The organism is Streptomyces sp. cg35, from assembly GCF_050410835.1.
Lineage (GTDB): Bacteria > Actinomycetota > Actinomycetes > Streptomycetales > Streptomycetaceae > Streptomyces.
This window is the reverse complement of the sequence record NZ_CP191268.1, coordinates 4507837-4520241: the sequence shown is the minus strand read 5'-3', so window position 1 is coordinate 4520241 and position 12405 is coordinate 4507837. Positions and strand designations below refer to the sequence as shown.

Sequence of the window (12405 nt, the reverse complement as noted above, 5' to 3'; positions counted from 1 at the left end):
CGTCCTTCCGTACCGCATTACCGCACTGGGTGGCTGACTAACAGGCTGACAAAGATCGGCCCCGCCTGCGAACAGACGGGGCCGGAAAGCGACGTGCCGATCAGGCAGGAAGCACGACGACGAAGCGCTGCGGCTCCTCGCCCTCGGACTCGCTGCGCAGGCCGGCGGCCTTGACCGCATCGTGCACGACCTTGCGCTCGAAGGGGGTCATCGGCTTCATCTTGACCGGCTCACCGGTGTTCTTCACCTCGGCCGCGGCCTTGGCGCCCTGCTCGGTGAGCTCGGCGCGCTTCTTGGCGCGGTACCCGGCGATGTCCAGCATCAGACGGCTGCGATCGCCCGTTTCACGGTGCACCGCGAGCCGGGTCAGCTCCTGAAGTGCCTCGAGGACCTCGCCGTCGCGACCGACCAGCTTCTGCAGATCGCGAGCGCTCGCGTCGCTCACGATGGACACCGCAGCGCGGTCGGCCTCGACGTCCATGTCGATGTCACCGTCGAGGTCGGCGATGTCCAGCAGACCCTCGAGGTAGTCCGCAGCGATCTCACCCTCCTGCTCGAGGCGGGTCAGGGTGTCGCCACCCTCAGGAGCGGCGGAGGTGGTGCCTTCCGTCACGGGATGGACTCCTTCTTACGTCGAGAGTTACTTCTTGGACGAGGACTTGGATCGCTGCTGGCCCTTGCGCTGGCCGGACTTGGCCTTGCTCCGGCCGTTCGAACCGCCGGCGGGCTTGGCACCGGCCTCCTTGGCCTGAGGAGCGGCGTCCTCCGGCTCGTCCTTCTTCTCCAGCGAGGGCTTCGCCGGCGAGGAGGAATCGGTCTTGGCACCCGGCGTGGCACCAGCACCCGACTGACGCTGCGACTTGGACTGCCGCTTGGGCTGCTGCCGCTTAGCGGTGCCGGCGGGCAGACCGTCCTCGTCCAGGACCTCCGTGGCCGCGGAGCTCTTCACCACGGTGCCGTCGGCCTGCGCCGCGAGTCCGGCCTTGCTCAGGCCGTTGATGAACTTGCGCTCGTGCTCGTTGCGGTCACGGCCCTTGGCGACGATCGCCTTGACGATGTTCTGCTCACGCTTGCTCCGCGTGGCGCTGTGGGTGACGACGTGCTTCTGCAGGCCCTCGAGCATGTTGGCCTGGGCCTTGCTGCCCGGCGTGGGGTTCCGGCTGATCACGTACATCTGCTGGCCCATGGTCCACACGTTGGTGGTCAGCCAGTAGACGAGAACACCGACGGGGAAGTTGATGCCCATGAACAGGAAGATCAGGGGGAAGACGTACATCAGCATCTTCTGCTGCTGCATGAACGGCGTCTTCACCGTGAGGTCGACGTTCTTGGTCATCAGCTGGCGCTGCGTGTAGAACTGCGACGCCGACATCAGGACGATCATGATCGCGGTGACCACGCGGACGTCGGTCAGGGAGGCGCCCATCTTGGCGATCTCGCTGGCGCTGTCCGTGAACTTGGCGGCCAGCGGGGCACCGAAGATGTGGGCCTTCTGCGCGCTGTCCAGGAGCGACTGGTCGATGACGCCGATCTTCTTGTTGTCGGCGATACCGGCGAGCGTGTGATAGAGCGCGAAGAAGAACGGCGACTGCACCAGGATGGGAAGGCACGAGGAGAGCGGGTTGGTACCCGTCTCCTTGTACAGCTTCATCATCTCTTCGGACTGACGCTGCTTGTCGTTCTTGTAGCGCTCCTGGATCGCCTTCATCTGAGGCTGGAGCAGCTGCATGTTCCGCGTCGCCTTGATCTGCTTCACGAAGAGCGGGATCAGGCAGATGCGGATCAGCACCACCAGGGACACGATCGACAGACCCCAGGCCCATCCGGTGTCAGGGCCGAAGACGGCCCCGAAGACCTTGTGGAACTGGACGATGACCCAGGACACCGGGGTCGTGAGAAACGCGAAGACACCGGAAATCGCGTTGACGATATCGGAAATCATGTCCCTGATCAGGCTCCTTGGGCATTGGGCGAAGTCGCTGCGGACGGGCTGTCCTGGGCAGAGGGGCTGTCGCCCTCAACGACGGGGGCCGCTTTCTTGTCCCCGCGCAAGGCGTCGCGGAGCATCTCGTGCCAGCGCGGACGCTTGCGTGGTGGAACGTGGTCGACACCGCCGGGCGACCATGGGTTGCACCGGAGAATGCGCCAGGCGGTGAGGGCTGTTCCCTTGATCGCACCGTGCCGGTCGATGGCTGTGAAGCCGTAGTGGGAACACGACGGGTAGTACTTGCACACCGGACCGAGCAGTGGACTGATGGTCCACTGGTAGATCTTGATCAAAGCGAGCAGTGGGTACTTCATCGCGCGCCCCCTCCCAGCAACCGCTGAAGAGCGGCATCCAGGTCTCGGGCCAGCTGTGCGTGGGTGGCGTCGCCCGATCCGGGCAACGCGCGTACGACTACCAGGCTACCTGGGGGCAACAAGGCCACCCTGTCGCGCATGAGGTGCCGAAGTCTCCGCTTCACCGCGTTGCGTACGACGGCTCCACCCACGGCCTTGCTCACGACGAAACCCGCACGCGGTGGGGAAACGCTCTCCCCAAGCGCGTGCGGGTCCGTTGAACCGCTGCGTAGATGGACGACGAGGAGCGGGCGTCCGGCCCGACGTCCTCGGCGTACCGCGGTCGCGAAGTCTTCTCGCCGCCTCAGCCGATGCTCGGTAGGCAGCACGTCATGACCTGATTACGAGATCAGGCGGACAGGCTGGCGCGACCCTTGCCACGACGGTTGGCGAGAATCGCACGACCGGCGCGGGTCCGCATGCGAAGGCGGAAACCGTGGGTCTTGGCGCGACGACGGTTGTTCGGCTGGAAGGTGCGCTTGCTCACTCGGGGGCTCCAGAAAAAATCGTGTGGTGGCGGGACATCGCCTGGCTGTCACCGTGCGCCCACGAGTAGCTCGCAATACGCCCGAGTGCACCGCTACACGACCCTCAAAAAGCGGGGACCGTGACCTTGCCCATCGGAGGCAGGCGGCAGCAGCCATCGACAACTCGACCTGGTTACGGTACGCGCGGCTACGCCATCCGGTCAAACCAGCGTCACGCGCGAGACACTGTCCACAGGCTGGGGACAACAACTTGAACCGCAGCGGTCGCGCTGACTACCGTGGCTGAACTCCGATTCGTTCCCTTCTCACCGCCCCACCCGATTTTCTTCCCGATCCGTCCCAGAACCACACGTTCGTGGGACCAGCGAGAGAGCGTGCCCTGTGGCTGACGTACCTGCCGATCTTGCCGCAGTGTGGCCACGAGTTCTGGAGAAACTCCTTGGGGAAGACCGCGGGCAGGGCGTCGAGACGAAGGACGAGCACTGGATCCGACGCTGCCAGCCACTGGCACTGGTCGCCGACACGGCGCTCCTGGCGGTGCCCAACGAATTCGCGAAGGGCGTACTCGAGGGCCGTCTCGCCCCCGTCGTGAGCGAGACGCTGAGCCGGGAATGCGGGCGCCCCATCCGCATCGCCATCACGGTCGACGACTCCGTGGGCGAGTCGCCCGCGCCGCCCGCCCCTCCGGTCCAGCAGCACCGCTACGAGGACAGCGAGCAGGCCTCTTCCGCCGGCCAGTCCCGTGACGCGTACGAGAGCCGCGACACGTACGACGGCTACGAGCGCCGTGGTCCCGAGGAGCACGGCCAGGGCCCGCGCGGCGAGCAGCAGCAGGCTCCGCGCGGCGACCAGCTCCCGACCGCGCGTCCCGCCTACCCGGACTACCAGCGGCCCGAGCCGGGCGCCTGGCCGCGGCCGCAGCAGGACGAGTACGGCTGGCAGCAGCCGCGGCTCGGTTTCCCGGAGCGCGACCCGTACGCGACGCCCCCGCGCCAGCCGCAGCACGACTACCGGCAGCAGGAGCGGTCGCCCTACGAGCAGCAGTACGAGTCCGAGCGCGGCCGCTACGACCAGCAGCCGGAGCGCTCTCCGTACGAGCAGAAGTCGACGGAGCGCTCCTCTTATGAAGAGCGGCCCTCCTATGACGAGCGTCCTTCTTATGAAGAGCGCGGTTCCTACGACTCGTCGCACGAGCGCCAGCAACGACGTGACCCGGGTGAGCCGTCGATGGGCGGGCGTCACAGCCGTGACAGCGGTCCCGCGGGGCCCGGTCCCGGTCCTGGCGGCCCCGGCGGTCGCGGCGTGCCCAGTGGCGCTCCCGGTCCGCTGGCCGCGCAGCCCGCGCCGGCGACGGGTCCCGGTGAGCCGACCGCCCGCCTGAACCCCAAGTACCTCTTCGACACCTTCGTCATCGGCGCCTCGAACCGGTTCGCGCACGCGGCGGCGGTCGCCGTCGCCGAAGCACCGGCGAAGGCGTACAACCCCCTCTTCATCTATGGGGAGTCGGGCCTCGGCAAGACGCACCTCTTGCACGCGATCGGGCACTACGCCCGTAGTCTCTACCCGGGCACGCGCGTGCGGTACGTGAGCTCCGAGGAGTTCACCAACGAGTTCATCAACTCGATCCGCGACGGCAAGGGCGACAGCTTCCGCAAGCGCTACCGCGAGATGGACATCCTGCTTGTCGACGACATCCAGTTCCTCGCGGACAAGGAGTCGACGCAGGAGGAGTTCTTCCACACCTTCAATACGCTCCACAACGCCAACAAGCAGATCGTGCTGTCCAGTGACCGGCCGCCCAAGCAGCTGGTGACGCTGGAGGACCGGCTGCGCAACCGGTTCGAGTGGGGCCTGATCACGGACGTCCAGCCGCCCGAGCTGGAGACCCGTATCGCGATCCTTCGTAAGAAGGCGGTGCAGGAGCAGCTCAACGCGCCTCCGGAGGTGCTCGAGTTCATCGCGTCCCGCATCTCGCGCAACATCCGTGAGCTGGAAGGGGCGTTGATCCGGGTCACGGCGTTCGCCTCGCTCAATCGGCAGCCTGTGGACCTGGGCCTCACGGAGATCGTCCTCAAGGACCTGATCCCCGGTGGCGAGGACGCGTCCCCGGAGATCACGGCGTCGGCCATCATGGCCGCCACGGCCGACTACTTCGGTCTGACGGTGGAGGACCTCTGCGGATCCTCCCGCAGCCGCGTCCTGGTGACGGCCCGCCAGATCGCGATGTACCTGTGCCGCGAACTGACCGACCTCTCCTTGCCGAAGATCGGCGCCCAGTTCGGCGGCCGCGACCACACGACCGTGATGCACGCGGACCGCAAGATCCGTGCCCTGATGGCCGAGCGACGCTCGATCTACAACCAGGTCACCGAGCTCACGAACCGCATCAAGAACGGCTGACAGCGGCCCGGTTACGTACCTGTAGGGCGCTCCGAGACACCTCTCGGAGCGCCCTTCTTCGTATGCGCGGACGCTCGCGCTCGCTGCTGTGTACGCACGCGCGCTGAGCCGGTGTTCGATTTCTCGGCGCGTTACGGGTGTTCTCCACAGATGTGCCGGATTTCTTCGGTCCACACCCTGGGGAGCGGGAAGTTGTCCAGACGGTGTCCACAGCGGGGGCTGGTGACAAGCCATCAGGCCAGGTCAGACGGCTGTGGATTGGTGGACAGAAGATCTCCACAGCCTGTGGACAGATTTTTCTTCCACAGGGTGTGCATGTCGTTGTCCACCGCCGACCCACAGGATGACAGCTCTTGTGCACAGTGATCGGGAGCTTCTCCACACGGCTGTCCACTGTTCGGCAACGCGACGCGCCCCGTCACCGTGGCGAGTGAAAGGCGTCACACCAAGGGGGTCGGTTGGGCTGTGGGGAACGTGGGTAAAGCTGGGGACGGCGCTGGGGAGAAGTGCCCCGAGGCTGTGCATCGGGTGTGCAGAACTTTTCGCCGTCCACAGAAAGCGCCGGTTGTCCACGGCCTCGGCCCACAGCCGCAGTGGACAAAAAACCGCCTCTGACCTGCGAACTAAGGGTTATCCACGGTTTCCACAGCCCCTACTACTACTCCCAACTAGAGAGAGCTGGGAATTCGTTTCGAAGACGGGGCTGTGCACAACTCGCTCTCGGCACCTCGACCGCGCCTCGGCACGACTTGACCGAGGCGGGCAACGACTGTCAGTGCCGTGCGTCAGACTGGTCCCCGGTGTTCTCCCCATCGGTGGGCCGAGCGACACCACGTCTGACGACGAAGACCGATGACCAACGCAGGGCGAGAGCAGCCAGCAACACGCAGGAGGCGGCTTACGGTGAAGATCCGGGTGGAACGCGACGTACTCGCGGAGGCAGTGGCCTGGGCGGCGCGCAGCCTCCCGGCACGACCGCCTGCGCCTGTCCTCGCGGGCCTTCTCCTGAAGGCCGAGGAGGGCGCACTCAGCCTGTCGAGCTTCGACTACGAGGTCTCGGCACGCGTCTCTGTGGACGCGGAGGTCGACGAAGAGGGCACGGTGCTCGTCTCCGGCCGCCTTCTCGCCGACATCTGCCGCGCTCTGCCCAACCGTCCGGTGGAGATCTCCACAGACGGTGTACGAGCGACGGTGGTCTGCGGCTCCTCGCGGTTCACACTCCACACCCTCCCTGTGGAGGAGTACCCGGCGCTGCCGCAGATGCCGACCGCGACGGGCACCGTCCCCGGCGAGGTCTTCGCTTCTGCCGCCCAGCAGGTGGCCATCGCCGCCGGCCGTGACGACACGCTGCCCGTCCTCACCGGTGTGCGCATCGAGATCGAGGGCGACACGGTGACGCTGGCGTCCACCGACCGCTACCGCTTCGCGGTCCGCGAGTTCCTGTGGAAGCCGGAGGACCCGGAGGCCTCCGCGGTCGCCCTGGTGCCCGCCAAGACGCTCCTGGACACCGCCAAGGCGCTCACCAGCGGCGACACGGTCACCCTGGCCCTGTCCGGCTCGGGCGCGGGCGAGGGCCTCATCGGCTTCGAGGGCGCGGGCCGCCGCACCACCACCCGCCTTCTCGAGGGCGACCTGCCGAAGTACCGCACGCTGTTCCCGACGGAGTTCAACTCCGTGGCCGTCATCGAGACCGCCCCCTTCGTGGAGGCCGTCAAGCGCGTGGCCCTGGTCGCCGAGCGCAACACTCCGGTGCGGCTCAGCTTCGAGCAGGGTGTGCTCATCCTGGAGGCCGGCTCCAGCGACGACGCACAGGCTGTGGAGAGGGTCGACGCTCAGCTGGAGGGCGACGACATCTCGATCGCCTTCAACCCGACGTTCCTGCTGGACGGCCTGAGCGCGATCGACTCCCCGGTCGCCCAGCTGTCGTTCACGACGTCCACCAAGCCCGCGCTGCTCAGCGGCAAGCCGGCCGTGGACGCCGAGGCGGACGAGGCGTACAAGTACCTGATCATGCCGGTGCGGCTGTCGGGCTGAGTCCGTGACGGGCAGGCCGCTCGGGCGTTCGCCTGAGCGGCTATGCCCACAGGTGTGCATGACCGTCCGGGTTTAGGCTCAGACACAGGTACGAACGCACAGCTACGTGCCGTCACGCACTCCCTCACGCCCCGTCGCAACGTAAGGAACCACTGATGGAGCTCGGTCTCGTCGGCCTCGGCAAGATGGGCGGCAACATGCGCGAGCGCATCCGCCGCGCAGGCCACACCGTCATCGGCTACGACCGCAACCCGGACGTCGCCGATGTCCACAGCCTTCAAGAGCTTGTGGGCAGTCTCAAGGGCCCGCGCGTGGTGTGGGTGATGGTCCCCGCCGGTGCCGCGACCCAGTCCACCATCGACGAGCTGGCCGAGCTGCTCGAGCCCGGCGACGTCGTCGTCGACGGCGGCAACTCGCGCTGGACGGACGACGAGAAGCACGCGGTCGAGCTCGGCATCAAGAACATCGGCTTCGTCGACTGCGGCGTCTCCGGCGGCGTCTGGGGCCTGGAGAACGGCTACGCGCTGATGTACGGCGGCTCCGCCGAGGACGTCGCGAAGGTCCAGCCGATCTTCGACGCCCTGAAGCCGGAGGGTGACTTCGGCTCCGTGCACGCGGGCAAGGTCGGCGCGGGCCACTTCGCGAAGATGGTCCACAACGGCATCGAGTACGCGATGATGCAGGCCTACGCCGAGGGCTGGGAGCTCCTGGAGGCCGTGGACTCGGTGACCGACGTGCGCGAGGTCTTCCGCTCCTGGCAGGAGGGCACGGTCATCCGCTCCTGGCTGCTCGACCTGGCGGTCAACGCCCTCGACGAGGACGAGCACCTCGACAAGCTGCGCGGTTTCGCACAGGACTCCGGTGAAGGCCGCTGGACTGTGGAAGCCGCCATCGACAACGCCGTTCCGCTGCCGGCGATCACCGCGTCGCTCTTCGCCCGCTTCGCCTCGCGGCAGGAGGACTCGCCGCAGATGAAGATGATCGCGGCGCTGCGCAACCAGTTCGGCGGCCACGCCGTCGAGAAGAAGTAATCCACAGCTGTAGAGAACGTTGGGGGAGGTCGGCCCACGACCATGCACGTCACGCATCTGTCGCTGGCCGACTTCCGCTCGTACGCCCGGGCCGAGGTTCCTCTCGACCCGGGCGTCACCGCGTTCGTGGGCCCGAACGGGCAGGGCAAGACGAACCTCGTCGAGGCCGTCGGCTATCTCGCCACCCTGGGCAGCCACCGTGTCTCCTCGGACGCCCCGCTCGTCAGGATGGGCGCCGAGCGTGCCGTCGTCCGGGCGCAGGTGCGCCAGGGCGACCGCCAGCAGCTCATCGAGCTCGAACTGAATCCGGGCAAGGCCAACCGCGCCCGTATCAACAGGTCCTCGCAGGTCAGGCCGCGTGACGTGCTGGGCATCGTACGGACCGTGCTGTTCGCCCCCGAGGACCTCGCGCTGATCAAGGGCGACCCCGGGGAGCGCCGGCGGTTCCTCGACGAGCTGATCACCGCTCGCTCGCCGCGCATGGCCGGTGTGCGCTCCGACTACGACCGCGTCCTGAAGCAGCGCAACACGCTCCTGAAGTCCGCGGCGCTGGCCCGGCGCCACGGTGGCCGCTCCATGGACCTGTCCACGCTCGACGTTTGGGATCAGCACCTCGCGCGCGCGGGCGCGGAGCTGCTCGCCCAGCGGCTCGATCTGATCGCGACACTGCAGCCGCTGGCCGACAAGGCGTACGAGCAGCTGGCTCCCGGCGGCGGACCGGTGGCCCTCGACTACAAGCCGTCCTCGCCGGAAATCGTCGGCCACGCGCGCGAGGAGCTCTACGAGCAGCTTCTCGCCGCGCTGGAGAGCGCCCGCAAGAGCGAGATCGAGCGCGGCGTCACCCTGGCCGGCCCGCACCGCGACGAGCTGATCCTGAAGCTGGGCCAGCTGCCCGCCAAGGGGTACGCGAGCCACGGCGAGTCCTGGTCGTACGCGCTGGCGCTGCGGCTGGCCTCGTACGACCTTCTGCGGGCCGAGGGGAACGAGCCGGTGCTCGTCCTCGACGACGTCTTCGCCGAGCTGGACGCGCGGCGCAGGGAGCGTCTCGCGGAGCTCGTGGCGCCCGGCGAGCAGGTCCTGGTGACGGCCGCGGTCGACGACGACGTACCGGAGGTGCTCACCGGTACGCGCTACGCGGTCTCCGAGGGAGCGGTGGAGCGGCTGTGAGCGACGGCGCGTCCCCTGGAGGGACCGGGGAGAACCAAGGAACCGGGCAGCCGCAGGAACCGAAGTCGGTGCCCGAGCCTTCTGGTGTCGACCTGGCCCGCGTCGCCCTCCGTGCGGCGAAAGAGGCGGCACGCGCGCGTGGTGCCGCGGCGCAGCAGAAGAAGCAGGCCAGGCGCGGCGGCGGACTGAGGTCCGGGGCGCGGGCCGACGGGCGCGACCCGATGGGGCTCGGCCCCGCCATCAACCGGCTGATCACCGAGCGCGGCTGGGAGACGCCGGCCGCGGTCGGCGGCGTCATGGGCCGCTGGCCGCAGATCGTGGGTGAGGACCTCGCCAAGCACTGCGTCCCGCAGAAGTACGACGAGGACGAGCGCGTCCTGGTGGTGCAGTGCGATTCGACGGCGTGGGCGACACAGGTACGCATGCTGGCCCCGCAGCTGGTCAAGCGCCTGAACGAGGACCTCGGGCACGGCACGGTGCGCCGTATCGACATCAAGAATCCCGGCGGTGGCCCCCGCCGCTACGGCCCCTTGCGCGCCCCGGGAAGCACAGGTCACGACGACACCTACGGGTGAGAGCGCGCCCACGGTAGCGGGGGGTTGACACCCCGAAGCGCTGAGTGCCGCTGTGAGCCTCTTGGAGCCCCGCTCCGAATAGGGGGAGTCGGCCGAGACCGGTTCAGGGCGGCACGTGCGGACTCAGGTACCGGCAAACCCCCATCACTGTCGGCGCTACCGGTACACTGGAAGCTAATCCCGCCCCACTTGTGGGACGCACTGAGCAACGCTGACTAGGGCTTACCGAACCAACACGCCGCAGCCGCACCGGCCACCAACCGGGAGCTTGGCTTGTGCTGTGCCAGAAAGGGCGCTTCGTGGCCGATTCCGGCAACCCCAACGAGAACATCCCGTCCACCGACGCAGACGCGCACGCGCACGTAGGGGCCACAGACGCCTCGTACGACGCGAGCGCGATCACCGTCCTCGAAGGGCTGGACGCGGTCCGCAAGCGACCTGGCATGTACATCGGCTCGACCGGTGAGCGTGGTCTGCACCACATGGTGCAGGAGGTCGTGGACAACTCCGTCGACGAGGCGCTCGCAGGCCACGCGGACACGATCGACGTCACGATCCTTCCCGACGGTGGCGTCCGCGTCGTCGACAACGGCCGTGGCATCCCCGTGGGCATCATCCCGTCCGAGGGCAAGCCCGCCGTGGAGGTCGTGCTGACCGTCCTGCACGCGGGCGGCAAGTTCGGTGGCGGCGGCTACGCCGTCTCCGGTGGTCTGCACGGCGTGGGCGTCTCCGTGGTGAACGCGCTGTCCACCAAGGTCTCCGTCGAGATCAAGACCGACGGCTACCGCTGGACGCAGGACTACAAGGCGGGCGTGCCCACCGCGCCGCTCGCGCAGCACGAGGCCACCGAGGAGACCGGCACCTCGGTCACCTTCTGGTCCGACGGCGACATCTTCGAGACCACCGAGTACTCCTTCGAGACGCTGTCGCGGCGCTTCCAGGAGATGGCCTTCCTCAACAAGGGCCTGACGATCAAGCTCACCGACGAGCGTGACTCGGCCAAGGCCGTCGTGGGTGCCGACACCGCCGACGCTTCGGACGACAACGAAGCGCGCTCGGTGACGTACCACTACGAAGGCGGCATCGTCGACTTCGTGAAGTACCTCAACTCCCGTAAGGGCGAGGTCGTCCACCCCTCCGTGATCGACATCGAGGCCGAGGACAAGGAGAAGCTCCTTTCCGTCGAGGTCGCGATGCAGTGGAACACCAGTTACAGCGAGGGCGTCTACTCCTTCGCGAACACCATCCACACGCACGAGGGCGGTACGCACGAGGAGGGCTTCCGTGCCGCGCTGACCGGTCTCATCAACCGGTACGCGCGCGACAAGAAGCTGCTGCGCGAGAAGGACGACAACCTCACGGGTGACGACATCCGCGAGGGTCTGACCGCGATCCTCTCGATCAAGCTGGGCGAGCCGCAGTTCGAGGGCCAGACGAAGACCAAGCTGGGCAACACGGAGGCGAAGACCTTCGTCCAGAAGGTCGTGCACGAGCACCTCACGGACTGGCTCGACCGGAACCCGGTCGAGGCCACGGACATCATCCGCAAGTCCATCCAGGCCGCCACCGCGCGCGTGGCCGCCCGCAAGGCGCGCGACCTGACCCGTCGCAAGGGCCTGCTCGAGTCCGCGTCCCTGCCGGGCAAGCTCTCCGACTGCCAGTCGAACGACCCCACCAAGTGCGAGATCTTCATCGTCGAGGGTGACTCCGCCGGTGGCTCGGCCAAGTCCGGCCGTAACCCGCAGTACCAGGCGATCCTCCCGATCCGAGGCAAGATCCTCAACGTCGAGAAGGCGCGGATCGACAAGATCCTGCAGAACCAGGAGATCCAGGCGCTGATCTCCGCTTTCGGTACCGGGGTCCACGAGGACTTCGACATCGAGAAGCTCCGCTATCACAAGATCATTCTGATGGCGGACGCCGACGTCGACGGTCAGCACATCAACACCCTGCTGCTGACCTTCTTGTTCCGCTTCATGCGGCCCCTCGTCGAGGCCGGCCACGTGTTCCTGTCCCGGCCGCCCCTCTACAAGATCAAGTGGGGTCGCGAGGACTTCGAGTACGCGTACTCGGACCGCGAGCGCGACGCCCTCATCGAGCTGGGCCGGCAGGCCGGCAAGCGCATCAAGGACGACTCGGTCCAGCGATTCAAGGGTCTCGGTGAGATGAACGCCGAGGAGCTGCGCATCACCACGATGGACCAGGAGCACCGCGTGCTCGGCCAGGTCACCCTGGACGACGCCGCCCAGGCCGACGACCTGTTCTCGGTCCTCATGGGCGAGGACGTCGAGGCACGCCGCTCGTTCATCCAGCGCAACGCCAAGGACGTCCGCTTCCTCGACATCTGAGTCGGTCTCAGCTGACCGCCGC

At 67.5% G+C, this 12405-nt stretch carries 11 protein-coding genes; 6 read left to right on the top strand and 5 right to left on the bottom strand.

Annotated elements, in window-relative coordinates; genetic code table 11:
• Positions 1-100 precede the first annotated feature (100 nt).
• Genes ACQUQD_RS20485 through rpmH form a run of 5 tightly spaced genes read right to left on the bottom strand, consistent with a single transcriptional unit; the run spans position 101 to position 2827 of the window.
• On the bottom strand, positions 101-613 hold the full coding sequence (locus ACQUQD_RS20485; protein WP_428953573.1) for a protein jag: 513 nt from the start codon (positions 611-613) through the stop codon (positions 101-103).
• 27 nt (positions 614-640) lie between these two features.
• Positions 641-1942, bottom strand: a complete 1302-nt coding sequence (gene yidC, locus ACQUQD_RS20480; RefSeq protein WP_428953572.1) for a membrane protein insertase YidC — start codon at positions 1940-1942, stop codon at positions 641-643.
• Positions 1943-1950: 8 nt separating this feature from the next.
• On the bottom strand, positions 1951-2301 hold the full coding sequence (gene yidD, locus ACQUQD_RS20475; RefSeq protein ID WP_324774652.1) for a membrane protein insertion efficiency factor YidD: 351 nt from the start codon (positions 2299-2301) through the stop codon (positions 1951-1953).
• Complete coding sequence (rnpA, locus tag ACQUQD_RS20470; RefSeq protein WP_428953571.1) at positions 2298-2669, bottom strand: ribonuclease P protein component; 372 nt, start codon at positions 2667-2669, stop codon at positions 2298-2300. The genes yidD and rnpA overlap by 4 nt, the downstream gene beginning before the upstream one ends.
• 20 nt (positions 2670-2689) lie before the next feature.
• Positions 2690-2827, bottom strand: coding sequence for a 50S ribosomal protein L34 (rpmH, locus tag ACQUQD_RS20465; protein WP_006381191.1), 138 nt, complete (start codon positions 2825-2827; stop codon positions 2690-2692).
• A 382-nt stretch (positions 2828-3209) separates the two neighbouring features.
• On the opposite strand from rpmH, the gene dnaA reads away from it, so the two are divergent.
• The 6 genes from dnaA (at position 3210) to gyrB (ending at position 12383) form a co-directional block, all read left to right on the top strand.
• A complete protein-coding gene (dnaA, locus tag ACQUQD_RS20460) occupies positions 3210-5228 on the top strand; it encodes a chromosomal replication initiator protein DnaA (RefSeq protein ID WP_428953570.1) in 2019 nt (672 codons plus the stop codon).
• A gap of 903 nt (positions 5229-6131) precedes the next feature.
• Positions 6132-7262 (top strand): DNA polymerase III subunit beta, encoded by a 1131-nt coding sequence (dnaN, locus tag ACQUQD_RS20455; RefSeq protein ID WP_428953569.1) that lies wholly within the window; start codon positions 6132-6134, stop codon positions 7260-7262.
• A 155-nt stretch (positions 7263-7417) separates the two neighbouring features.
• Positions 7418-8293 (top strand): phosphogluconate dehydrogenase (NAD(+)-dependent, decarboxylating), encoded by an 876-nt coding sequence (gene gnd, locus ACQUQD_RS20450; protein WP_428953568.1) that lies wholly within the window; start codon positions 7418-7420, stop codon positions 8291-8293.
• Positions 8294-8335: 42 nt separating this feature from the next.
• Positions 8336-9460, top strand: coding sequence for a DNA replication/repair protein RecF (gene recF, locus ACQUQD_RS20445; protein ID WP_428953567.1), 1125 nt, complete (start codon positions 8336-8338; stop codon positions 9458-9460).
• Between the two features lie 68 nt (positions 9461-9528).
• Positions 9529-10035 carry a DUF721 domain-containing protein gene (locus ACQUQD_RS20440; RefSeq protein WP_428953566.1) on the top strand — a complete coding sequence of 169 codons (507 nt, stop codon included), beginning with the start codon at positions 9529-9531 and terminating at the stop codon, positions 10033-10035.
• Between the two features lie 275 nt (positions 10036-10310).
• Positions 10311-12383, top strand: a complete 2073-nt coding sequence (gyrB, locus tag ACQUQD_RS20435) for a DNA topoisomerase (ATP-hydrolyzing) subunit B (RefSeq protein WP_428953565.1) — start codon at positions 10311-10313, stop codon at positions 12381-12383.
• Positions 12384-12405 lie beyond the last annotated feature (22 nt).